Raw genomic sequence first — 23,749 nt, 5'->3', positions numbered from 1 at the left:
GCAATAATAAATACAGTTTCTTTAAATTGCTACAATTATTTTGATTCAATTTCCCGTTCCCCGACCGACCCCCGGCGAATAAATCTGGACTTTGCCCATTCGTCAGCAGTCTCCACCCCCATTGGGGGTCTTCATACCGTCACGGTTGCAGCACGCACCGTCGCCGATCCCGCATATAAGCGAGGTTTCTATCTGCAGGGCCGTGTGATTAATCCCGTAGGCATCACTGAGCATGGCATTCACCTGCCGGATGACATCATTGCTGTCAGGGAATCCCGACCCCTGATCAATGAGGCATATATGACACGACAGGAAAACCTCCGCCGACGAAACGGACCAGATGTGGAGACCATGGATACTGCCCACGTCCTTTATTTCAAGTATGGACCGGTATACCTCTTCGGTATTGATATGCGCCGGTGCCCCCTGCATGAATATGCGCAGCGATTCCCGCACAATCCCCATGGAGCTCCACACCATCATTACCACGATGAGCAGGCTTATTGCCAGGTCTATCCAGAAGAGCCCGGTAAAGTGTATGACGATTGCCGCACCAATGACCGCCACGGATGAGATGGTGTCATAAAAAAGGTGAAGGAAAGCGGCCCTGAGGTTGATATTGTCCTTCCTGTTTTTCAGCAGTGCCAGTATGGAAAAGGCGTTTCCCGCAAGACCCACGAGGGCCACGGGAAGCATGATGCTCACATTGATAACTCCGGGATTGATAAAACGCATAACCGCTTCATATACTATAAAAATCCCGATGGCCAGGAGACTGACAGCATTCACCATGGCAATGAGCACCTCAAAGCGTTTCAAGCCAAAGGTATAGCTGCTTCCACCACCACGCTGCGAAACCCTTTCCCCGGCATATCCCAGCATGAGGGAAAGAACGTCAGAAAGATTATGCCATGCGTCGGACACCAGGGCCAGGCTTCCCGACAGGAGCCCCCCTATGAATTCCGCCAGTGTGATAATAATATTGAATACTATGACAGCCAGGAGGCGACCCGCACTCGCCGGTGCATGATGATGGTGGTGCCCTTCATGGTGTTCGTGACTATGATCATGTTCATGAATATGTTCCATATGCTCTTTTCTCCCGATGATCGGATGGTTACTCCATCACGTGTTCCAGACCCTGAATAAAAACCTGTCTGACATGCTGGTCGTCCAGTGAATAAAACACCTGCTTTCCTTCGCGCCGGTATTTTACAAGCCGCGACTGTTTCAATATGCGCAGCTGATGGGAAATGGCCGACTGTTCCATACCCAGTTCGGCCGCTATCTCGTTCACATTCATCTCCCGGTCAGATAGAAAGTGAATGATCCGCAGCCTGGTAAAATCCCCCATCACCTTGAAAAAATCCGACAGGTTCTGGAAAATATCCCCCGTGAGTTTCAGTTCCTGGTTTTTTTTCATAGAATACCGTTTTCCCCTGATTTCGACCATGACACACAGTACATATGATCATGTGTTCATATATACATTTATTGTCAAGATTTTTTCCATTTTATATTCCCGTAAAGTAAATTTTTCTTGATTTTCGTAAATGCGGGTTGATTGTTATTGCTTTCCCGTTCAATAAGCCCTGACACGCCGGGAATAACCAACTCATATGCGAGGATTGTATGAATAAAAAGGAAAAAGCGTCCTCTCTTTTCACTTCGGGCCTGAACTGCTCCCAGTCGGTGCTCTCGACATTCGGCCCCGCGTTGGGACTGCCCGACGATATGTGCAAGAAAATAGGCCGGCCCTTCGGGGCGGGCATGGGCTACATGCAGAAAACCTGCGGGGCCGTCACCGGCGCCTACATGGTCATGGGCCTGGTGCACGGCGAATTTGATCCCGGTGATGAAAAGTCAAAGGAAAAGCTGTTCACGATAATGAAGATTTTTAACGAAAAATTCATGGCCAGGCACAGGTCCCTCTCGTGCCGCGACCTCCTGGACTGTGATATCACCACACAGCAGGGACTGGAAAAAGCACGGAAAGAAAACATATTCTACACGAAATGCCCTGTATACGTGGAAAGCGCTGCTGAAATACTGGAAGAGATCCTGTAAAACGATAAAAATCCGCCGGCGCTTTTCATCCGATCAGTTTTTTATATTCTCCGCTGCCGCCCCTGGCATTGTCACGCTCCTTCAGCCACTGCTTCTCGTTTTCGGGAACTACGGGGGCTGATTCCCGCATTATAAGGCTTATGGCTCCGCCGGGACAGGTGCTCACGCAGAGACCGCACCCGATACAGCGCCCGTTTATGGCGGCGAGGTCCTCCATGTCCACGGCCCTTACCTGGCAGCGTTCAGCGCAGATCCCGCAGCCGCTGCACAGGGACTCATCCACCACGGCGACATAGCGCGACGGCGATACGGCACCTTCAAGGCCGAACATGTTGAGCCCGCGGAGCATGCCGCAGCAGCACTCGCAGCAGTTGCACACCATGTACTGGCCGTTCTTCAGGTTATTGGTCATATGCACAAGCCCGGCCTTCTCGGACATCTCCAGTATATCGAAGGCCTCATCCTTTGTGATGGGGCGTCCCCAGAAGTAGTCCTGAAAAAAATTCTCCAGCGGGGCAAAGGAGATGCATACCTCCATGGGCTTATCGCACCCGTGGCCCAGCATTTTCTTTTCCTTCTTGCAGATGCAGTCGCCTACAGCCCAGGCCTTGGCGCTCTCGATCTGATATTTCAGGCTTTCATAGGGCTCAATCACCGCTCCCGAGGGTATATCGCTCTCCACGGGAATGACGCGCATGAAGGGCGGGTCATAACTGCCCATTTCCTGCGCATAGACAGTATCCATATACTCGCTGGTGAGACGGACGAACTCATCGTCCATACGGTTCAACTGATATTCATAGATGCCGATGATAAAGGGTATAAGCTTGAAAAGCTGCACCGTGCCTATCTTCACACCGGCAAGCTGTCCGTTGTTGAGCATTTCCGGAAGCTTCCGCGTCAGGTAGGCGGCATCCATGCCCGAGCGCACCGCAATGACTTCGGGGGTTTCCCACTTCAGCCTGAGCTGCATGAATATCTCCGCTTCTTCGGGGGTAAAAATCTTTTTCAATATTTTAATTTCAATACCCGATTCCGTGGCGGGATACCCGTTGGGGAGGGTATCGAGAAGTTCCCTGAGCCGCACATAGACCGTATCGTTCATATATCCCCCTGTTTTTTTCGTATGGACCGTATATCAGCCATAATGCGGAATTGTCTCCGGGCGGCAGCAGTCCTTTTTGAAAAATCAATAATAACACTGTTATGTTACAATTTGCTACAGGGCTTTTTTATGCAACCTTTTTTTCATGCCATGATGTACTCAGAGTAAAATATTCACCGTTAATACGTGCAGGATATATGCCCGCCGGAACCTATTTCCGCCGCGTATAGGTCCCCATGAGCTCCCCTTTCCCCAGGATGTGCCCCTCCATTACTCTCTGCAACTCCTTCTTCTTCACGCCCTCCTTCATTTCCAGGACGACATCAAGGGCATAAATCTTAAAAAAATACCGGTGTGTACCCCCGGGCGGACAGGGACCGCCGTATTCAAGACGACGAAAATCATTCATTCCGCCCCGCACTCCCTTCAGGACGGAATTCTTCAAAAGGAAATGCTCGAGCAATTCACGGGCTTCACCGGGGATATTAAAGAGTACCCAGTGATCCCAGTTACCTATGGGCGCATCAGGATCATCACAGATAAGGGCATAACTTTTCGTCCCTTCAGGAACATTGCCCCAGGACAGGGGTGGCGATATATCCTCGCCATCACCGGTATATCGCTCCGGAATGGCCTTGCCATGGCTGAATGCCTTGCTGGTAAGCGTTATTTCCTGCATGCAGAACCTCCTTGTGTTCATATATATATATTACACTGAGCCTTCTTTCCGGTAAAAAACCGGGGCTCTGTCCCCTCCGAAAGAGAGATCAACGATGTGCTTCAAAGTACTCAGAGTAATAGTATATCTTTAAGTTGGCCAAAAACAGGGGTGCTTTCAACATAAGGGAACCTCTAAGGGGTTGAAACACCTAATTTTTAAAGATACCCATAAAAAGAATACCCTGTTCCAAAATGTCAGTCATTGGACTTGACAGGAAGGGCAGGAGAATTATCATACCGTGTATTTCGATCGCGGGCTGCCGGCCCGTTTATTATTATGGAACAAAATATCAAAACAAGCCATCTTCAGTCCCTGAAAGAGCAGGTTCTGCAATGCCGGAAATGCAGGCTTGCCTCGACGCGCACCTGCGTGGTCTTTGGCGAGGGAAATCCCGAAGCCCGGATCATGTTCATCGGCGAAGGACCGGGAAAACAGGAAGACCTGACGGGCCGTCCCTTCGTGGGCAGGGCCGGCGAACTGCTCACGCGTATCATCGAACTGGGCATGGGCATTCCCCGCGGACAGGTATACATCGCCAATATCGTGAAATGCCGGCCCACGGTGGACATGCAAATGGAAAGGGACCGGCCGCCCGAACCCGACGAAGTATCGGCCTGCTCTCCCCATCTCCTGGACCAGATTAAAATAATTCAGCCCGAAGCAATCATCACCCTGGGGAATCCCGCCACGCAGTTTATCCTGAAAACAAAAACGGGAATCACGAAGACACGGGGCACCTGGAACGAGTTCATGGGAATACCCGTCATGCCCACGTACCATCCCAGTTATATACTGCGCAACGGCGGCGATAAAAGCCCCCTGCGCAGGGACGTATGGAATGACATTCAGAAGGTTATGGAGCGGCTGGGCATGCCCATTCAAGCCAAGTACAAATAGACCCGAAGGGCACAAGAAAGGCCGTTCCAGGGATTGTTACGGAACGGCCTCATCTTTTCAATTACCGGTACGGGAAAAATATATCCGTTATTTTTTCCCTTTTTTATCGTCTTTTTTCTCGACTTTTTTCCCTTTATTTGCGTCTTTTTTCTCGGCTTTTTCTTCTTTCTTCTCCGCCTTGCAGTTCTTCAGGCATTTATCGTGAGCCGCTTTGCAGCCCGCGTCTTTCATTCTGTTACCGCCGGCCTTGCCTTTGCAGTCGTCAAGAGTCTTTTTGCATCCCGCTTCGCAGGCCACATCCTTCGGTGTCACATCAGCGCCGAAAGCCAGCCCCATTGTAATAGCAACCACGAGTACGGAAAAAAACACCTTTTTCATAACAGCCTCCCTGTGGATAAAATTATATGGATTATTAATAATTAATATATAGAGGAAAAAGAAAAAATCATATATCCATAATCCCTGATTATAGCGCCCATACAGTGGGCCTGTCAAGACAGTGCCGGGAAAAAATCGTTGTTTTTACCTATATATTACCTCCATTTCACTCACGCCCGATGAACTATATAAAAACAATACATTCCCTGTCCCCAGCCTTACCGGCAACTCCGAATTCAAACCGATCAATAATATATTACTACTCAACGCACGGGAAATGAATAGAAAAAATGTAAAGAATTAGCCACCCTGATACCGAAATATACAGTAACAAGTATTATTTTTTTATATACTGTAAACTCAGGTCTGAGAGGGAAAGGTAGGCATATGGATATATCAATGCCCATAGGGATAATCGCCGGTTTTGTATTTATTATATTCGGTATACTCGTCGGAGGCGGCAGCGTACTCATGTTCTGGGACCCGCCCTCGCTTCTCATCACCATGGGTGGCACCATAGCCTCAATGCTCGTCGCCTATAAAATTCCCATGTTAATGAAATTACCTAAAATAGTCCAGATATGCGTATTTCCTCCCAAGTACAATCCCTCCGAGCTGGTCATAACCCTGGTTTCCTTCTCCGAGAAAGCCCGCCGCGAGGGTCTCCTGGCCCTGGAGGACGACTTGGACGAACTGGACGATCAATTCATGAGAAAGGGGCTCCAGCTCGTCGTAGACGGCACGGACCCGGAGCTGGTGCGCAACATCATGGAAAAAGAGATGGAAAATATCGGGGCGCGACACGATGTGTTAAAAACTATGTTCGACGACGGCGCCTCTTTTTCACCGGCCTTTGGTATGATCGGTACTCTCATCGGTCTCGTCATGATGCTCGCCAACCTGGAGGACAAGTCCACGGTTGGCCCCTTCCTGGCTGTTGCCTTGCTCACGACCCTCTATGGCGCCATACTCTGTTATCTCTTCTGGAGCCCCGCGGCCTCACGGCTTGACCAGCTGACGGGTACGGAACTAAACATCAAGTCCATCATACTGGAAGGGACCCTGTCCATACAGGCAGGTGACAACCCGCGTATCGTCAAAGACAAGCTGATCTCCTACCTGCCGCCCAGCGACCGTGAATCGATAAATGAAGAGGTCGGCGAGTAATGCCCGTAAAAAGGAATAAGAAACAAAAAAAAGGCACCCCGTCGTGGATGGTTTCCATGGGGGACCTGAACAATCTCCTCATGTGCTTTTTCATCGTCATGATGGGCGATACGACAGAGGTTATAAAAGAAGAATTCCTTCTCACCATGAGTTCATTCCGGGGCTCCCTGGGCGTCCTTGAAGGGGGTAAAACCATCACGAAGGGAAAGCTCTCCGAGATGGGAAACAATATCATGTCACTGCCTTCGTCGCAGAAGAAGGCCCGGTATGCCCAGATGCTCCGCAAGGCAACGGAAATACTTAAGCCGGAGATCCAGTCCCGGCAGGTACGGGTTTCCGAGGATGAACGGGGCCTCATCATATCCATTTCCAGCGATCTCTTCTTTGACCCGGGAAGTGCCATGCTCAAGACCGAGGCCCGCGATGTCCTGGGCAGGGTGGGCACCCTCCTCAAGAACCTGGATAACTTCATAAGGGTCGAGGGACACACGGATAACAAACCCGTAAAGGTGGCCACGGAAGGAAAGGGATACTCATCGAATTGGGAACTTTCCAGCGCCCGGAGCGTCAACGTGGTAAAATTTCTCGCCGAGGAAGAGAGCATCAACCCCCGGCAGCTCTCAGCCGTGGCATTTGCCCAGTACCGGCCCATTGACGAAAACAACGCACCGGAAGGACGTGCCTACAACAGGCGTGTCGATATTGTTGTGCTCACTGAAAAGGGCCTTGAGGAAAGTAAAAACAAGAAAGTCCCGCGCCCCCTGCCCGACGAGGAATGGCAACGCTAAGATTCGGGACCGTGGACCTGACCCTACCGGTTCATGAGGTTCTGCAGATTCTCCCCGCACTGCCTTCGGTAATCCAGAATTATTTCAGAATCCGGCGCCTTTTCAAGATCAGCGCTCAATTCCTCATAGACCCGGCGTGATTTGTCAATTTTATCGGTATCATAATAAAAACGTCCCAGGGCAAAGCGGGCCTTGAAATAAGACCTGTTGGCCGCCACAACCTCTTCCATCATGGCAATGGCCTTGGCCTTTTCATCCTTCTGAAAAAATAGCAGTATGGCCAGGGAATACTTTGCCGTATTGTACCCCGGCTCCAACTCAAGGGCTTTCTCGTAATTCCACTGTGCCTTGTTGATGTCCTCCATGTTTTTTGACATGCTTGCCTTATTGCCATAGGCAAGGCCCAGGGAATAGTATACGGAATGCCCTCCCCTGCCGTTTTTCAGGGCATTATTGAAGGCATCGATGGCGGCATCCCATTGCCCCGCTTCCAGGAGCCTGTTTCCCATATTGCTGTACAGATCGCCCATGAGCAGGGGAAATTGTTTTCTTTTATTCTCATCATTTTCCAGCTCCTTTATCCGCTGCTGGATACCGCTTATCCTGTCATCCAGGCTCTTGTTCTTCTCACGGCGCAGGGCATTGCACTGCAGGAGGTCGAGGTAGGAGCCCCCGCCGCAGGAAAGGAGCGAGAGCAGCAAAATGACGATCATTTTTTTCATTGTATCACCTGTATGACATAATATCCCCGTTGTGTAATCGGAGCATGGTAGCGCACTGCCATGGTTTGTCCGGAAAATGATGAATAAGTGTATCTCAAATTACGGTTTTAGACAGACCGCAAAGAGCCGGCATCGTGCAAAACAGGTCAGAAACAGGGCCTATTTTACGAAGATATAACCGAGGATGCTCATTATGGCCAGGGCCTCGAAAGCGATGAGGGACAGGCTCATCCTGTCGGTCTTCCGCTTCATTCGGCTCATGCTTACGAAAATGCCCACGGCGCAGAGCAGGGCCTGCATTATCATGAGATAGAAACCGATCTGGAGTGCCGTCTTATCAACTCCTCCAACGGAACTGCCTCCGAGAGTCATGCCGTCGAAGCGCGGTTTTGCCATCGTAAAGGTAATAAAAATCGCCAGTGAAATGAACCAGGCAAATCCTGAAAAAATCTTGATGGCATGTATAACAGCGTCGGGACCTTTTCTACGGTTTTTGATCTTTTTTGCTTCAGCCACAGTTGCCTCCTTGGATGATATCGACCCATTAACTCCCTCGGGATTATCATCAAATCCGCTGCAGAGTATTGAAGATTAATATTTTATGACCGGATATGCCATAAAATAGCTTGACTGTTTATATTTCCAGTATGTATAAAACCCTCAATCGGCTATACGACTTTTTTTAATATCTCTTGGATTTTATGTCAAGAAAATTTAACACAAAGCACGGCCTGAAGCGAAGGTATACGGGATATGAATGATGAAATAAAAGAAAAAATCGAACGGGTCAGGCAAGGCCTTCCTCCAAAGCCATCAAAGACCAAAAAGATATCGGGTTTCCTGATCATAATCAATCTCATCGTCATCCTCGCCATGGTGACGATATACAAAAAAACTCCGACAAGAAATTACACCACCACTACCCTTGAGTATGACCACATCAACTACAACATCGTGATCGCGAAGAATATAAAAACAGGCCGGCACATCCTCACGATCGCCCTGCATTCGCTGGCGCCGGGAGAATTAACGGCCCTGTATCACTCATCGATCATGCAGATCACTTTTCAGTCCGAAGGCCAGTTTATATACGGAACGGAAATAGGCAGGAATGAAACACGCCAGACCTTCAGGCCCTTTGAAAAACGTGTATTCGAAACAATGATGGATGACGCAAAAATCATAGACTTTATCGACAACCATCCGCAGTCGCTCATTCCGAGGAGAAAATCCAATTTAATCGGAGACCCTCAGCACCTTCCCCTCACAGCCGTGATAAAAATCAACACGGAAAAACCAGTGACTCTCATAGTGGAATTGAAATACGAAACGGAATAGCTGTTTTCAGTGCATCTCCGGCTCACGCCTGTAACATTCAGACTAAATCATGTATTTTCATCACGCTGGAGATAATCCCGTATCTTTGACCGTATGGCATCGGGTATTTTTATTCCCAGGGACTTCAGCCTCAGTTCATACTTTTCGAAAGAAGTGACATGCTGCGAAGTGTTGGTGAATATTTTAAAAAAGGCATGAATGCTCCCCTCTATCTCACTGCGCAGCTCGACATCCCTGTTCAACATGTCCTCGACAGGCGCTATGACGCGATAGTTGATGGGTCTGCCCATAGAGCGGTGAGCGACGAAACGCTGCGTCATCTCGCATTCAAAATTGCGTTCCTTGATGCTCCGCATAACCGTGGACAGATCGACACAATCGATAATCTCAAATTTATATATGCCCGCGAGCCGCTCCGTGATCATGGATTCGGCCCTGCGATAGTTCTCACATTTCCCCCTCTCGGAAACACATTCATGGCCACACTCCAGATAGAGCACCATGTCAATATCGGACTGGGACTGTGAAAGGCCCACGTTTACAGACCCCATGACATCCATGGCAATGGTTTCAAAATGTCCCTCGAGAAGGCGGGTCACTTTTTCCAGCATATCGATGCGTTCCTCGGTTTCCCTGGTCTGGAACATCCTGAAAAAATTTCGTATGTCATTAAAAAGCTCGATCTGCGGTATGTGGGAATATTTTTTTATTTCCAGGTCGTGGTTTTCCCTTCTCTTCAGTGCATCGTAGCGTTTGCCGTCGATGATCTTTTCCTTCCAGGTTCCCCCGGCGGGCGTGTACTCCGCCATGTCATGAATCCGGTTGCTCACCAGTTTTTTAAAAATAATGCGTTCAATTTTCTGCTCGTCCATCTCTATCTGGAAAAAGAATCCTCCCTCGCGAATTTCGCCCGACGAGGTGGTAACATCGCCGAAATTTGACGGGTTGAGATACACAGTCCCTTCGATATATTCAAGTCCCCACTGCTCGTGTATATGCCCGGAAAGACACAGCAGCACGGGATTGTTGTCGCAGTACGTCCGCAGGGCCGGCGATCCCGAAGGCCCCTTGAATGAAAGCCAGTCATGGACGCCATGGGCGGGCTGGTGCGTTACGATGATTCCCGGTTTCACCGCCTTGAAAAATGAGTACATCTCATTGCTCCGGTCGTTGATTCCGATACCGGCCTTATACCGGACTATATAGCGCTCCGGTATTCCGGCAGTCCAGGAATCGCCGCCGCCGTATCCCGCTATTTTCAGCGTATTAATAGTGTACCAGTGAAGATGCAGGTCTCTCTCATGAAGAGCCGTGAACTTCAGGTCCATATCATAATTCCCCGGGATGCAGAATATCCTCGACGCGGTTTTGAAGGCCAGGATATTTTCCAGGACCTTATACTTCTGCTGCATGACGCGTCGGGCGCGGATGGTGAGCTGCTGGAACTGCATCCCCATCTTCAAAATCTCTTCGCTTGTTTCGGGGAAGTTCACCAGGTCCTCGACAAAATCCTCCAGGAGCTGTTCCTCCATGTTCCACTGCCGCCGCAGGCCGTGGAAATAGGACTGGAGCTCATGATAGTGGATGGCCGTTTCAATGGCATAGAAGGGGATATCAATGAGATCGCCCGATACGATATATATATCGGCCACCGTTTCCAGAAGAAGGGATTTCAGTTCGTCAAAGCCGCCGTGAATATCGGTGCAATAGATTATTTTCATATTTAGATACCATTCAGACCGGCATGGATACCTGCCGCCACGATTTCATTTCAACCAGTATAGACGATACAACGGATAATTGCAATAGATAAAATTTCTTGCATATTCTTCTTTCATGTAATATCATTAAAGCATACAATAAAGCCGCCGGGGCCGATAAAGCCCCTCAACCCTTTCCAAAAAGGAGGTTTATCATGCTGAACTTTTCCCTGAGCCCGGAACAGCTTGATCTGCAGAAAAAAGCCCGCGATTTCGCCATAAAAGAAATACTGCCCGTTGCCTGGTACTACGATGAAAAGGACAAAATACCCCGGGAGATACTGAACAAAGCCTTTGAAGCGGGCCTCATGAACTCCGATATCCCCGTCATGTACGGAGGCAAGGGCATGGGACTCGTTGAAGGGGCCATCGTCACTGAGGAGATCTCAGCCGCCTGCCCGGGGCTTGCCACGTCTATTTTCGACAATTCCCTGGGAATGGAACCGATCATACTTTCCAACAGAGAAGAAATAAAAAAGAAATACCTGCCACTGATCGCCCGGCAGGGAAAGCTCATTTGCTTCGCAACATCGGAGCCCACCATGGGTTCCGATGTTGCCGGTATAAGGTGCAGGGCTGAAAAAAAGAGCGATGAGTATATCCTGAACGGAACAAAGTACTGGATAACCAACGCCGGCGTGGCCGACTACATGACGGTTTTCGCTACGGTTGATCCCAAGCAGAAGCACGGCGGCATCTGCGCCTTCGTGGTCCACCGGGAGTGGGAGGGTGTCACCGTGGGCAGAGACATTCCGAAAATGGGGCAGCGCACCTCGAACACGGCTGCATGGAACTTTAAAAACGTCGTTGTGCCCATGGAAAATGTCCTGGCAGACCCTGGTGAAGGTTTTGCCCTGGCTATGAAAACCTTCGCGAGAACCAGGCCCATCATCGGGGCCTTTGCCGTGGGAGCGGCGCGCTCTGCCATGGAATATGCCATCGATTATGCAAAACGCAGGCAGGCCTTCGGTTCGAAAATATCGAACTTCCAGGCAATACAGCACAAGATCGCCGCCATGTACCAGAAAGTAGAGACCTCGCGTCTCCTGGTTCACAAGGCCGCCTGGGAATCGGACCAGGGAATTGATCCCACCGTAAACGCCTCCCTGGCAAAATTCTATGCCACGGAATCGGCCATGGAAGTGGTCAGCGACGCCCTGCAGATTATGGGTGGATACGGCTACACAAAAATGTATCCCCTGGAAAAACTTTTCCGCGACACGCGTCTTCTCATGATTTACGAGGGGACCAGCGAGGTACAACGCGTCATCGTTTCGGGCCACGCCCTGAATTCATACAAACCGGCCATGCCTCCTCTTGAGGAAATTCCTATCATCAGGGACACGGACCTCCTGGGTGAAGGGAAAGACGGTGCAATATTATGGCGCTGTTCCATGTGCGGCTACATCCATGAAGGCAGCGAAGCCCCCGAAGAGTGCCCCATCTGTTTTATGCCGAAAGGGGCTTTTAAAAAAGTGAATCCTTAAAAAATATGGGGGTGCTCAAAATCTTCGTTATTTGGATTGAAATCGGGATACAGTATGGTATACTGTTACAATATCTGAAACGTTCGGGAGGACATTCATGATTCCAGGCATAACCGGCGGCATACTGCTCATATTCATTCTCTGGATTATCATAACCTATAACCGCTTCGTGAAAGGAAGAAATCTTCTAAGGGAGGCCTGGAGCGGCATCGATGTCCAGCTGAAACGCCGCTATGATCTCATCCCCGGCCTTGTGGGAACGGTCAAGGCCTACTCCAGGCACGAAAAGTCACTGTTCGAGGAAATTGCCAATCTCAGATCCCGCTGTATGATTACGGAAGAGCCGGCCGAAAAGGCAAAGGCGGAAAGCATCCTCACCGACGGCATACGGCGGCTTTTTGCCGTGGCCGAGGCATACCCTCAGCTCAGGGCCAGTGAAAATTTCCTCGATCTCCAGAAAAACCTCGCCGAGATAGAAGACCAGATACAGCTTGCCCGCCGGTATTACAATGGCAATGTTCGCGATTTCAACACCCTGGCGGAACAGTTCCCCCCCGTCATCATCGCCCGTCTCTTTTCATTCAAGAGTTCGGAATTCTTCGAAATAGAGACCGTAACGGAACGGCAGAATCCACCCCTGAACCTCTGATCCCGGGAGACACGCAATGAAAACTAAACTCCGTTTCACCATGCTGACAGCCGTTATTGCAGCCCTGATCCTGTTATCACCCCCGGACGCCGCAGCCCGGGAGCCTGATGAAAGAATCCTCGATTTTCACAGCACAATAAACATCCGAAAGGACTCATCCCTTCTCGTTACGGAAGTGATTAAAGTACGCAGCACCGGAGCCGAAATCAGGCACGGCATCTACCGTGATTTCCCCGTCGTGTATAAAACAAATACGGGTTTCATCCGAAGGGTTGGCTTCACTGTTCTGGGCGTTATGCGTAACGAAGAACCGGAAATTTATACATTGGAAAACCAGGGGAGCAGTGTACGCGTTAAAATTGGCCGGGCCGACACAGACCTCGAGCCCGGTGAACACGTTTATATACTTACCTACCGAACCGACAGCCAGCTGGGATATTTCGGTTCCTTCACGGAACTATACTGGAACGTCACCGGCAATGAATGGGCCTTTCCGATTGACAGAGCCTCGGCCGATGTGATCCTGCCCCTGCCGCAGAACGTGGAGATACTGAAAATTGACGGGTACACGGGAACAGCAGGATCACGGGACAAATTTTTTCTGTCCCGCCTGGTGCACAGCAACAGGGTTTTTTTTAAAACTACCGGTCCTCTGAATCTGAACGAAGGACTTACCATTGTGGTGCAGTGGCCCGATGGATTCGTGGATAAACCATCAACTGAGGAAACCAGGAGCCGGTTCATTAAGGCAAACCGGGGCATATTTTTAGCCCTGGCGGGAATCATGGCCGTATTCCTGTATTACCTGGCTGTATGGATAGCCGTGGGCCGTGACCCCGGGAAGGGGACCATCATACCGCAGTATACTCCTCCCGACAAGCTCTCGCCGGCGGCCATGCGATACATAACACAGATGGGCTACGACAAGGAGGTTTTCGCCTCATCGCTTCTGAACCTGGCCGTCAAGGGCTATATCACCATTGAGGATGATAATGGCGACTATACCCTGAAAAAAACAGGGAAAGGGACTGACCTGGCCCCGGAAGAGAAAAAAATAACGGAAAAGCTTTTTAAAAAGGGGAAAGATATCATTGCCCTTAAAAATAAAAATCATGCCGCCATCGCCGCGGCCGTCAAATCACTTAAAGATTCCCTGTCTCTCACCTATGAAAAAAATTATTTCATGAAAAATCTGAAATACTTCATTCCCGGCCTGGTACTTTCCTGTGTTATTATGCTGGTTTCACTCTTCATTGATTTCACCACGACGCCGGAGAACTTCATAATCATATGGCTCTTTTTCTGGACCATCGGCGTATTCTTTCTCATGTCGCGCGTCGTCATGGCCTGGCAGGAGGCGCTGCGTGCCCGGAGTTTCAAGCCGGTACATATTTTCGGGGCGCTTTTTATCACGGCCTTTTCGATTCCCTTTCTGGGCGCCGAATTATTCGTGCTGGGTTTCTACATTACCATGGCAAGCTGGCTCATGCCGGTCTCGGTCCTGGCCATGGCCCTGGTCAATTTTGTCTTCTATCATCTTCTGAAAGCGCCTACCCGCGCCGGGCGGCAGGTCCTGGATAAAATAGAGGGATTTAGAATGTACATGGCCGTGGCTGAAAAGGACCGGCTCAATACGCTCGCCAGACCGGACAAAAGCCCGAAAACATTTGAACGATTTCTGCCGTATGCCCTGGCCCTGGGAATAGCCAACCAGTGGGCCGACTACTTCAGCGATGTCATACAGACCGCCGATTCCTCCTCCGACGGCAGCACATGGCATCCCGCATGGTATTCGGGAACATCGTGGAATTTCCATGATTCCTCGCAATTTATATCGGATTTGGGCAGTTCCCTGGGAAGCGCCGTCTCATCTTCCTCTTCTCCCCCGGGATCATCTTCGGGGGGAGGTTCAGGCGGTTCCTCGGGTGGAGGCGGCGGTGGAGGCGGAGGCGGAGGCTGGTAGCGTTCAGAAATCCGTCGTGATACGGTTGCGCCCGCCTTCCTTGCTCTTATACATGAGGGAATCGGCCCTCTGCACCAGGACATCGACCGAATCATTTTTTGCCGCCATGGTACAGCCTATGGACACCGTGACAAAAAGATGCTTGCCGTTTACCGTGAGCCAGCTTCTCTCTATGAAAACCCGTATCCTCTCGGCGATACGCCCCAGTTTATCTTCATCCACATTGGGTACGAGTACGATAAATTCCTCGCCTCCCCACCGGGCCACCACATCGAGTTTACGGAGAAGATTAGAAATGGTATGGCCCACCATCTGCAGAACCTGGTCCCCTATATTGTGGCCATAGGTATCATTAAAGCTCTTAAACCGGTCGATGTCCATGAACAGGAATCCAAAGGGAACCTCAAAGGCGCGGAATTCCTCCATCCATCCATGGAGCCGCATCTCGGCAAAACGCCGGTTTGCCACGCCCGTCAACTGGTCGGTATAGGCCTCTTGCTTAAGACTCTCGATTTCCTGGAGCACGTCAAGGCGTTTTGAATTATCGGAAAAGACCTCAACGGCTCCCATGACGGCCCCGCCTTCATCGCGAATGGGTGATACGCGCACCGTTACCGGGACCCGGTGACCGGCCTTGTGATGGAGAAAGACATCTGCCTCGTGGATCATACCATCGCTCCTTGAAGCGCGCAGCGGGCACCCTGCCAGGCAGAGTTCATTGCCCTCGGCGTCTATATGCCGCAGTATGTTATCGGAACAGCGCGATCCCAGGACTTCCTCCCTGGCGTAACCCGTGATACGTTCAGCGGCCCTATTCCAGTAAGTGATGACATTATCCAGGTCAACATAATATACACCGTCAAAAAGATTCTCTACGAGCTTCTCATAAAATAAATTTTCCATACCGGCCCCTCCGCAGTATTTGATACAGCCTCATATTGTCACATCAGAACCTCACCGTTTCCGGTACATCAAGAACATCTATAAAAATTACCGCCTGTCCAGCTCACTGATGAAAGCAATAATAAACAGGGGTATTTCCGCCATGTTATCCACGCTGATCCTTTCATTTGTGCCGTGAATCTTTTTCATATCTTCTTTTCCAAGACGCCCCGGCAGGAAACGGTAGACCTGATCCGCAACATCGCTATAGTGTCGCGAGTCCGTGGCACCCACGACAAGATAAGGCGCCACAATGGCACGGGGAAATATTGCGCTGATAGCCCGCTGGAGCGCCGTGAATTCCCGGGCATCTACTGACGATACGGGCGACGGATCCTGTGAATGCTTCAGTTCCGTTATGATGACATCGTCGTCATCTATTACCCGGCGTACCCGGGCAATGACGCTTCCGGCCGTTTCTCCCGGCAGTATCCTGAAATTGATGGTGGCCACGGCTTTTTGCGCCAGCACATTTTCCATGGTTCCGGCATTAAACATGGTTGCGGCCGTTGTTGTCCGTATCATGGCTGCCGTGGACGGCGACGCCGAAAGGACCATGCCGATGAGGGGCTTAAAAAGCCAGGTATTGCCGAAAAGTATCCGGTAGGTGAAAGGCATCTCCGGTCCCACGAATTCAAACATATCCCGGGCCGGACCGTCCAGCGTCCCGGGAAAGGGATGTTTTTCCAGCCGGTATACGGCCCTGGCCACTTTACCCACATTGGTATTTTTCGGCGGCATGGACGAATGCCCGCCGGCGCCCTGGGCCGAGAGCTCCAGGCTGAGATAACCCTTTTCGGCAATGCCAATGAGTGCCACGGGAGCGGCAACACCGGGAATCATTCCGCCAACGATATATCCCCCCTCATCGATCACGCAGGCAAGCCGGATCCCGCGCTCTTTAAGCAGCGCAGCTATCTTTCTGTTGCCCCGGTCGCCGCCCACTTCTTCATCATGACCGAAGGCCAGGTAGATGGTCCTGGCTGGTGAAATTCCCTTTGCGGCCATCATTTCCATGGCTTCCATTATACCGATAAGACCGTTTTTAACATCCAGGGCCCCGCGGCCCCATATATAGCCATCGGCAATGATTCCGGAAAAAGGCGGATGAGTCCACCCCTCACCGTCGCTTTTCTCCGCGGGAACCACATCGAGATGCGACATGAAGAGAAGAGGTTTCAGGGAAGGATCGGTACCCTTCCAGGTATAAAGGAGACTGAGACCGCTTACCACTTCTTTTTTCATCACACGGTGTGCGCGGGGATAGGTCCGTTCCAGGTACCGGTGCAGCTTCAGGAAGGCCCCCCTGTCCAGGCGTGATTCATCTTCGGATGAAATAGTCCTGCATGCAAGGGCGCCGGCAAGGTGCCTCGCCACCAGGGATTTGTCCGCAATCATATTTTCAGGTCCTTTCACGCTGACCTGCTTTGAGGAAAACAACAGCGCCTTTACAAAAATAATCAGCAATAAGATGCACATCACCGCAATCAGGCCTTTCGCGATCCTTTTCATCATGTTACTCCTTTCAATATATCTTATGGGCATTTCTAAAAATCAGGTTTTTCATTAACAATAAAAATGATTCATAGAGGTTCCCTTATGGACTTTCCTGTACTTATTTGCTTTTTCAAGTGGAGGCCCATGAACATTATAACAGGTGTACCGCAACAAATAAATAAAAAAATATCCCTACACTAAAGACTTGACAAAAATATTCCCCGGCCATTTAAAACTGATAGGAAATGGATCTGGACAATGGAAGCAAAAACTAATATAATCAGAAGCCTGTTATCAAGAATTGCACCCATGAAAAAAGGTAATCTTTTCAGTTTTGGGGATATTGTCGATACCGAAAATGCACATTTCCATGTACAGAACCTGGAATGCGGCTTCGAGGCAAGCGCCCATACAACGACATGCGAAATGCTCTTTCTCAACCGCCTCGATGAAAAGGACATTCTGGCCATAATGGACAGGACCGGCCTCAGGGAAGAACTGGCCCGGAAGGGATTCGACGAACTCCTCGTGGATATCGATCGTGACGAGGGTGGTCGCCACTGCCTCTCGGTTTTTTCCCACAGGGCACTCCCACAAAACCTGCTCATCAGCATCAAGATGTCCGAGGCCCGCGTCATCCCCGACAACAGAACCCGGCGCCAGCTCAAGGACAATCTTGACATGATAAACATCGACTGGGCCTCGGCTTACAACCCCAGTTCACATTTTACGGACGGAAAACCCCAGCTTCCCGGCCAGGATAAACCGGGGCTTGGCGTCCTATCACACCTCATGAAAATGATGCTTGCCATCGGTGAAGTCGTAAGCAGGGACGGATTTCTGGCCGTTGCCGATCATTTCCATCTCGCCATGATGTACGCGAAAATATTCCGCTTCCTCGATCCCTCCCGGGAGGGGTTCATCCGCGCCGTCATGCGGGACCTCCACGACCTTCCCATGAATGACATCACCTGGGGATTCACTACGGGCACAATTTATGACGTTGAAAGTACAACACCCCTTGTGTACGAACCGGCAGAACAGGTATATCCCCTGTCGGACACCTTGAAGAGATATTTCGCGTCGGCCCAATACCGGAAGCAGGCCGAAAAAACCCTGCGCTCTCTGAGTATATCGCTGGATTACCCCGCAATGAAGGAAAAAAGAGAACAGATTCTCCTGAAAAAAAAACACGGGGAGCTCTGATGACGGAATTGACGCAACTTTTGAAAGAAAAATCCCGGATCGTACTGTACCTGATTCTCCCCCTGCTGTTCACGAACACGGCTTTCGCCCGGGAGAAACCCCTGGCGGTAGTGCAAAGCCTATTCGATCCTGTGGAACTCGTCCTGACAAACTATCATATCCCCTTCAAGGTCATAACGCTCCGTGACCTGGAAAAACAGGAAACCTTAGACACGTATCGCGCCATCTACTTCCCCTGCGGCATGGAACCCCCGCTCCACACCAGAATAAATCTTCTTTCCCAGGGCACGACCATAAAGTCCGTATCGTTAAAAAAAGATGATTACGATGAGAATATCAAAAAGATTGCCCATAATATAGAAAGGTTCGTAAACAACGGCGGCTCGGCATATTTTTCCGGATATGCCTTCAAGTTTCTCCAGGAGGCCTATGCCCCCTTCGACTTCTTCGATAATTTCCCCTACATGGGCATACCGGCAAGGATTGAGGCCGTCATGAAAAACGACCTGGCCAAATTCTGCCTGAAAAATGAAATGGCTATCTACATCACCCATACGGGATGGGTCGCCGTCAAGAAAGCCCGCGACGCAGAGATTATTGCCGAGGCATCATACGAAACGCCCCGTGGCGGTCGTAGCGGGCCTATCAGCATGCTGATGAAACGGGGAAGCGGAGAAATCCTCTACACCAGCTATCACAGCACCCTTTTCAGCGATTTTCGGCGCTTCAACATCTACCGCATTGCCGGCGGCCACCTCCTGAAGAAACTGGAAGACCAGGCGGGAAAATGGGAACAATACATTAGCGGCCGTATCGTCGACGCCTTACTGCAGGGGGAAACCTCCCGCATGTACCGGCTGCCCCTTTCACCGGGAAATAACACCATTTATTTTATATCGGAAAAGGAGCCCTGCCAGATCGACATACTTGACAGCGGCCTTTCCATCATCGAGTCGCGTGACAGTTTTGACACGGATCAGTCCTTCGACATCAAGGGCGGCGACAACACCTTCTGCTTCATCAGGGTTTTCCCGTCAACAACGGCAAGACACGGCATGTTTGGCATAATAAGCGCCGAAGGAAGCCGCATCATTCCCCATTTCCTGAAAATTGCCCTGGGTCTGGCAATGCTGGCGGGCATTATTCTCTTTCTGGTTTTTTCAAGGATAATAGACGGCAGGAAATATTCTATAAGACGGCGGCGCTTTTCTTAGTCCTGGTCCTTAATAATTTCGGCCATATCACAAAAATTCTGATAGAACTCCTGGAATTCATCCTTCTCCCTGAGCTCACGGAACTGCGGATCCCTCCCCTCCATGATATCCTTCATATGCATCGATATGACATGAATGGGACCGGAAATACGATGGGTCAGACGGATCAGGTAGAAGAAAAGGGCAATGGACTGGAGAAGAACCACGGCCACGATGATGGAAATGAGCAGTAAATTCTGCCGGATAAAGCAGTCGAGCATGGAAGACTGCTGCCTGATGAGATCAATGCTCCCCCGGTGCTCCCTGATGAGCATATCCCTTTCGGCCTTTTCATTCACACTCCCCGTAAGCAGGGTCAGGACAATGCGGTCTTCTATTTCCACGGCCTGGTTCAACTCAGAAACGGTCCGTGCTATCTTACGGTTGTTTCCCGACGCGGTTATGGCCACCAGGGCGATAATGGCGAGAAAGGCAATGATGGAAATGCCCAGAATGGTAAAGGTGGTTTTCAGCTGGAACCGGCGGTCGATTAACCTGATCTTTCTTTTCAGCATGCTCTGTCCCTCATAATTCCGGTATTTTCCCCCGGGTAAAAAAGAAGTCAAGAATAATTCCTGCCTTCCCGGGTTAATATCTCCCGGGAAATTACGTCTACCCTCCCGGAAAAAAAGCGATTATGTCCTGTTTTTTTTAAGAAAAGTTCTTGCATTGATTTGACGCCTTCATCTCTATATATTCACATTACTCTGATTCAATAATTACCCTGCCGGTGTTTCCCCGAATATGTTCCTCCATGCACCAGACGGGGTATCACTGGATTAACTTCAAACTATTACAATGCCGTATTTTAACCTGAACAATTGTACAGGATGTGTATACAATACCGCTGTGTCTGAGGCATATTTCAATTTCGGGAGCATCATATGGGACGGGTTATCTCAGTTTCCAATCAAAAGGGCGGGGTCGGAAAAACAACGACAACGGTGAACCTGGCTGCGTACCTGGCTGAAAAGGGCAAAAAGGTCCTTATTATTGACATCGATCCCCAGGGAAACGCCGGGTTCGGTATCGGCGTAAACGCGGAAGAAATCGAATCCACGATCTATGAAGTGCTCATCGGCGAGATTCCCATAAAGGATGCCATTTTCAGCACCGATGTGGAAGGTCTCTTTCTTGTCCCGAGCAACATTCATCTTTCCGGTGCCCAGGTTGATCTGCTGGGAGCCGAGAGAAAAGAGTTTATCCTCAAAAACGCCCTCAAGGATATCAAGGACAACTTTCACTATATATTGATAGACTGTCCGCCGTCCCTGGGTATACTCACCCTTAACAGTCTCGTGGCGGCCGATTCGGTCATGATCCCACTGCAGTGCGAATACTACGCCCTGGAGGGGCTCAGCCAGCTCCTGCGCATCATCGCCATGGTTCAGGAAGGCCTGAACCGCTCTTTGAAGATCGAGGGCGTTGTTCTCACCATGTACGATTCCCGCACCAACCTGGCCCAGCAGGTGGTCACGGACGTGCGTGAATTCTTTAAAAACAAGGTATTCGAAACGATAATTCCCAGAAACGTACGACTCTCGGAAGCGCCTTCCTTCGGCAAACCCATCAATCTCTACGACCGTTCCAGCGCCGGAAGCGTAACCTATGACAAGCTGGCTGACGAGGTAATAAAAAATGGCTAATACTACGACAAAACGCAAACTTGGAAAAGGTCTGGAGGCTATAATATCCACATCACCCACCCCCGTGGACGTGATGGAAAAAGCAGTGATCGAGGATAAGGACCGCATCATCGACCTGGACGTAGACCAGATAACGCCCAACCCAGACCAGCCGCGCATCCATTTCGACGAGAGCACCATCAGCGGCCTGGCCGAGTCCATCCAGTCCGTGGGCCTCATCGAGCCCATCATAGTACGGAAACACGACAAGGGATACTTTGTTGTGGCCGGCGAGCGCCGCCTGCGTGCCGTGAAGTCATTAGGGCTCCTGAAGATCAGGTCCGTGGTCATCGAGGCCGACGAGGAAAAGAATTTCACCATTGCACTCATCGAGAACATACAGCGCGAGGACCTGGACCCCATGGAGGAAGCCAAGGCCTACCGCGTGCTCATCAACAAGTTCAAACTGAAGCAGCAGGATATTGCCAAAAAGGTGGGCAAGGACCGGACCTCCATCGCCAACGCACTCCGCCTCCTCAACCTCTCCGACGACATCCAGCAGGCGATTTCCGAGGGGCGCATAAGCACGGGCCACGCAAAGGTCCTGCTCTCGGCGCCCGAGGAGATGCAGCCCCGTCTCTTTGAAGAGATACTGGAAAAGGGGCTTTCGGTACGGGCCCTGGAAGACCGCCTGAAGGACGAAAAGACCGAGGACGTCCCTTCGGCGAAAAAGACCAAACAGCAAAAAGACAAGGAAGCCCATATCAAAAAGATGGAAGAGAAACTCAGGGCCATCCTGGGCACCAAGATCGAGATCAAGCATTCCGGCACCAAGGGAAAGATCGAGATCAGCTATTACTCACTGGACGACTTCGAGCGTATCGTGGAGCTCATGAAGGGCTGACGATCCGGCACTTCACTCGATATCGACGCGCTCCCTTATCCGGCCTTTCATATCATCAATGGCCCGGTCCATATCGTCCACGACGATTGACACTGCTTTAACGGGGCACACCGTAACGCAGCGGCCGCACCCCTTACAGAGCGACTCATTCCAGGCAATTCCCCCATCCCCCATGGCAAGCGCTCCTGCGAAGCATTCAGCCACACATACACCGCAGCGCGTGCACGCTTCGTTGTCCACGACAACCCGAAGCCCCTTCAAAAGGACCAGGGATTTTTTTACATCGTTGGGAAAATACCGCATAGACTTCATGATGGTGCAGCAGCAGGAGCAGCAGTAACAAATGGTGAGCATCTTCCCCGTGTTGGGTTCACCATAGAAAAAATCGTCCATGCGCACCCTGCCGATCATTGGTACGAGCCCCATACCGATCATCTTCCGTGTGTGGGCAATCGCCTCGTCAACAGTCCGCGGCGTGGCAAGGTGCCGGTCAATGTTCATGGTTCCCTCGCCCAGGTGCAGGCACGCGTCTTCGACAGGAAAATGCTCACACTTCTCTGATTCACGGCAGGTACAGCGGTTGATGGTGACGCGGTGGGCCGAGCGTCTGATAAGCTCCTCCAGGAGTTTTTCCGGGATAACTGAGCTCACAGTCCCGTCCACGGTGGCATTGATGGGGACATAGCTCACATGGAAATTCTTTCCCGTAAATATGGGTTTAACCAGGAAGGCAAGAACGGGACCGAATACGGGCCACTGCGTCATTTTAGCGCTGATCGTGGTGAGGGGCCAGATGATCCTGAGAAAGTCCAGCCACCATTTGGGTCTGTGCGACATGGCATACCTCGCAATATTGTGGTAGAGAAATAGTACATCTCGACGTAATGAACGGCTTGAAACTGTTCGCCGCATCATGATGTGCTGGTGACATATTACCTATATTAAACGGCGCCTGTCGACCAGGTTTATAAACAGGGACTGTTTTTTTATGCATTTAATTTTTCGCGCGTGGTATCACGCCAATTGGAGGGATTGTTGCGGATATAGTGCCGGATTCGGGATAATGCAATGTTTTGAATCCACGCATTATTTCTGGCAATCCATATTGATTTTGCGATGTGATGGGATCAATTACCGGTTGGCATGAATCAATTGTGGCGACCGGTGGATATGTTATGGTGAACAGCGGATATATTGTAGTGGGGGTGTCTCAAAAGGGCACCCCTTTTTGTATTTTTGGATGTCCCGGAACCGGGACAAGGTGAATGCAGGAGGGGGTT

Annotated in this window: 24 protein-coding genes; 13 read left to right on the top strand and 11 right to left on the bottom strand. The window is 50.5% G+C overall.

Going from position 1 to position 23,749, the window contains the following annotated elements; all coding sequences use genetic code 11:
• Positions 1 to 102: 102 nt before the first annotated feature.
• Positions 103 to 1,089 carry a cation transporter gene (locus CVV44_20905; GenBank protein PKL35274.1) on the bottom strand — a complete coding sequence of 329 codons (987 nt, stop codon included), beginning with the start codon at positions 1,087 to 1,089 and terminating at the stop codon, positions 103 to 105.
• Between the two features lie 28 nt (positions 1,090 to 1,117).
• Positions 1,118 to 1,453 (bottom strand): transcriptional regulator, encoded by a 336-nt coding sequence (locus tag CVV44_20900; protein PKL35273.1) that lies wholly within the window; start codon positions 1,451 to 1,453, stop codon positions 1,118 to 1,120.
• 179 nt (positions 1,454 to 1,632) lie between these two features.
• On the opposite strand from CVV44_20900, the gene CVV44_20895 reads away from it, so the two are divergent.
• Positions 1,633 to 2,067, top strand: coding sequence for a hypothetical protein (locus CVV44_20895; protein ID PKL35272.1), 435 nt, complete (start codon positions 1,633 to 1,635; stop codon positions 2,065 to 2,067).
• A 25-nt stretch (positions 2,068 to 2,092) separates the two neighbouring features.
• Here the strand turns inward: CVV44_20895 and CVV44_20890 are convergent, their stop codons facing one another.
• Both CVV44_20890 and CVV44_20885 read right to left on the bottom strand, forming a co-directional pair.
• Positions 2,093 to 3,172 (bottom strand): 4Fe-4S ferredoxin, encoded by a 1,080-nt coding sequence (locus tag CVV44_20890; protein ID PKL35271.1) that lies wholly within the window; start codon positions 3,170 to 3,172, stop codon positions 2,093 to 2,095.
• A gap of 211 nt (positions 3,173 to 3,383) precedes the next feature.
• Positions 3,384 to 3,851 (bottom strand): YbhB/YbcL family Raf kinase inhibitor-like protein, encoded by a 468-nt coding sequence (locus CVV44_20885; GenBank protein ID PKL35270.1) that lies wholly within the window; start codon positions 3,849 to 3,851, stop codon positions 3,384 to 3,386.
• Between the two features lie 318 nt (positions 3,852 to 4,169).
• Here CVV44_20885 and CVV44_20880 point away from each other — a divergent pair, with 318 nt between their 5' ends.
• The 4 genes from CVV44_20880 to motB all read left to right on the top strand — a co-directional run bounded on the left by CVV44_20880 (position 4,170) and on the right by motB (position 7,123).
• The gene (locus tag CVV44_20880; protein PKL35269.1) at positions 4,170 to 4,790 is read left to right on the top strand and encodes a uracil-DNA glycosylase; all 621 of its coding nucleotides are present in this window, start codon (positions 4,170 to 4,172) and stop codon (positions 4,788 to 4,790) included.
• Between the two features lie 33 nt (positions 4,791 to 4,823).
• A complete protein-coding gene (locus CVV44_20875; GenBank protein PKL35268.1) occupies positions 4,824 to 5,213 on the top strand; it encodes a hypothetical protein in 390 nt (129 codons plus the stop codon).
• A gap of 342 nt (positions 5,214 to 5,555) precedes the next feature.
• On the top strand, positions 5,556 to 6,335 hold the full coding sequence (locus CVV44_20870) for a motility protein A (GenBank protein PKL35267.1): 780 nt from the start codon (positions 5,556 to 5,558) through the stop codon (positions 6,333 to 6,335).
• Positions 6,335 to 7,123 carry a flagellar motor protein MotB gene (gene motB, locus CVV44_20865; GenBank protein ID PKL35266.1) on the top strand — a complete coding sequence of 263 codons (789 nt, stop codon included), beginning with the start codon at positions 6,335 to 6,337 and terminating at the stop codon, positions 7,121 to 7,123. Before CVV44_20870 ends, motB begins: the two co-directional genes overlap by 1 nt.
• 23 nt (positions 7,124 to 7,146) lie before the next feature.
• Here motB and CVV44_20860 read toward each other — a convergent pair whose 3' ends face one another.
• Both CVV44_20860 and CVV44_20855 read right to left on the bottom strand, forming a co-directional pair.
• Positions 7,147 to 7,845 (bottom strand): hypothetical protein, encoded by a 699-nt coding sequence (locus tag CVV44_20860; protein ID PKL35265.1) that lies wholly within the window; start codon positions 7,843 to 7,845, stop codon positions 7,147 to 7,149.
• Between the two features lie 159 nt (positions 7,846 to 8,004).
• A complete protein-coding gene (locus tag CVV44_20855) occupies positions 8,005 to 8,361 on the bottom strand; it encodes a hypothetical protein (GenBank protein ID PKL35264.1) in 357 nt (118 codons plus the stop codon).
• Between the two features lie 237 nt (positions 8,362 to 8,598).
• Here CVV44_20855 and CVV44_20850 point away from each other — a divergent pair, with 237 nt between their 5' ends.
• Positions 8,599 to 9,183: a hypothetical protein gene (locus CVV44_20850; protein ID PKL35263.1), complete on the top strand. Its 585-nt coding sequence runs from the start codon at positions 8,599 to 8,601 to the stop codon at positions 9,181 to 9,183.
• A gap of 47 nt (positions 9,184 to 9,230) precedes the next feature.
• Here CVV44_20850 and CVV44_20845 read toward each other — a convergent pair whose 3' ends face one another.
• Positions 9,231 to 10,904: a hypothetical protein gene (locus tag CVV44_20845; protein ID PKL35262.1), complete on the bottom strand. Its 1,674-nt coding sequence runs from the start codon at positions 10,902 to 10,904 to the stop codon at positions 9,231 to 9,233.
• 194 nt (positions 10,905 to 11,098) lie between these two features.
• On the opposite strand from CVV44_20845, the gene CVV44_20840 reads away from it, so the two are divergent.
• The 3 genes from CVV44_20840 to CVV44_20830 all read left to right on the top strand — a co-directional run bounded on the left by CVV44_20840 (position 11,099) and on the right by CVV44_20830 (position 15,042).
• The gene (locus CVV44_20840) at positions 11,099 to 12,430 is read left to right on the top strand and encodes an acyl-CoA dehydrogenase (GenBank protein ID PKL35261.1); all 1,332 of its coding nucleotides are present in this window, start codon (positions 11,099 to 11,101) and stop codon (positions 12,428 to 12,430) included.
• A gap of 97 nt (positions 12,431 to 12,527) precedes the next feature.
• On the top strand, positions 12,528 to 13,079 hold the full coding sequence (locus CVV44_20835) for a hypothetical protein (protein ID PKL35260.1): 552 nt from the start codon (positions 12,528 to 12,530) through the stop codon (positions 13,077 to 13,079).
• 16 nt (positions 13,080 to 13,095) lie between these two features.
• On the top strand, positions 13,096 to 15,042 hold the full coding sequence (locus CVV44_20830) for a DUF2207 domain-containing protein (GenBank protein ID PKL35259.1): 1,947 nt from the start codon (positions 13,096 to 13,098) through the stop codon (positions 15,040 to 15,042).
• A gap of 3 nt (positions 15,043 to 15,045) precedes the next feature.
• On the opposite strand, the gene CVV44_20825 is transcribed toward CVV44_20830, so the two are convergent.
• On the bottom strand, positions 15,046 to 15,945 hold the full coding sequence (locus CVV44_20825; GenBank protein ID PKL35258.1) for a sensor domain-containing diguanylate cyclase: 900 nt from the start codon (positions 15,943 to 15,945) through the stop codon (positions 15,046 to 15,048).
• A gap of 87 nt (positions 15,946 to 16,032) precedes the next feature.
• Positions 16,033 to 17,529 carry a hypothetical protein gene (locus CVV44_20820; GenBank protein PKL35257.1) on the bottom strand — a complete coding sequence of 499 codons (1,497 nt, stop codon included), beginning with the start codon at positions 17,527 to 17,529 and terminating at the stop codon, positions 16,033 to 16,035.
• 210 nt (positions 17,530 to 17,739) lie between these two features.
• On the opposite strand from CVV44_20820, the gene CVV44_20815 reads away from it, so the two are divergent.
• Both CVV44_20815 and CVV44_20810 read left to right on the top strand, forming a co-directional pair.
• Positions 17,740 to 18,687 carry a hypothetical protein gene (locus CVV44_20815; GenBank protein PKL35256.1) on the top strand — a complete coding sequence of 316 codons (948 nt, stop codon included), beginning with the start codon at positions 17,740 to 17,742 and terminating at the stop codon, positions 18,685 to 18,687.
• Positions 18,687 to 19,901, top strand: coding sequence for a hypothetical protein (locus tag CVV44_20810; protein ID PKL35255.1), 1,215 nt, complete (start codon positions 18,687 to 18,689; stop codon positions 19,899 to 19,901). The genes CVV44_20815 and CVV44_20810 overlap by 1 nt, the downstream gene beginning before the upstream one ends.
• On the opposite strand, the gene CVV44_20805 is transcribed toward CVV44_20810, so the two are convergent.
• Complete coding sequence (locus tag CVV44_20805; GenBank protein ID PKL35254.1) at positions 19,898 to 20,506, bottom strand: hypothetical protein; 609 nt, start codon at positions 20,504 to 20,506, stop codon at positions 19,898 to 19,900. The genes CVV44_20810 and CVV44_20805 overlap by 4 nt on opposite strands.
• Positions 20,507 to 20,824: 318 nt before the next feature.
• On the opposite strand from CVV44_20805, the gene CVV44_20800 reads away from it, so the two are divergent.
• Positions 20,825 to 21,586 carry a chromosome partitioning protein ParA gene (locus CVV44_20800; GenBank protein ID PKL35253.1) on the top strand — a complete coding sequence of 254 codons (762 nt, stop codon included), beginning with the start codon at positions 20,825 to 20,827 and terminating at the stop codon, positions 21,584 to 21,586.
• Positions 21,579 to 22,469, top strand: coding sequence for a hypothetical protein (locus CVV44_20795; GenBank protein PKL35252.1), 891 nt, complete (start codon positions 21,579 to 21,581; stop codon positions 22,467 to 22,469). The genes CVV44_20800 and CVV44_20795 overlap by 8 nt, the downstream gene beginning before the upstream one ends.
• 12 nt (positions 22,470 to 22,481) lie before the next feature.
• Here CVV44_20795 and CVV44_20790 read toward each other — a convergent pair whose 3' ends face one another.
• Positions 22,482 to 23,384: a hypothetical protein gene (locus tag CVV44_20790; protein PKL35251.1), complete on the bottom strand. Its 903-nt coding sequence runs from the start codon at positions 23,382 to 23,384 to the stop codon at positions 22,482 to 22,484.
• Positions 23,385 to 23,749 lie beyond the last annotated feature (365 nt).

The organism is Spirochaetae bacterium HGW-Spirochaetae-1 (assembly GCA_002839375.1).
In the GTDB taxonomy this organism is placed as follows: Bacteria; Spirochaetota; UBA4802; order UBA4802; family UBA5550; genus PGXY01.
This window is presented reverse-complemented; position numbering and strand designations above follow the sequence as displayed.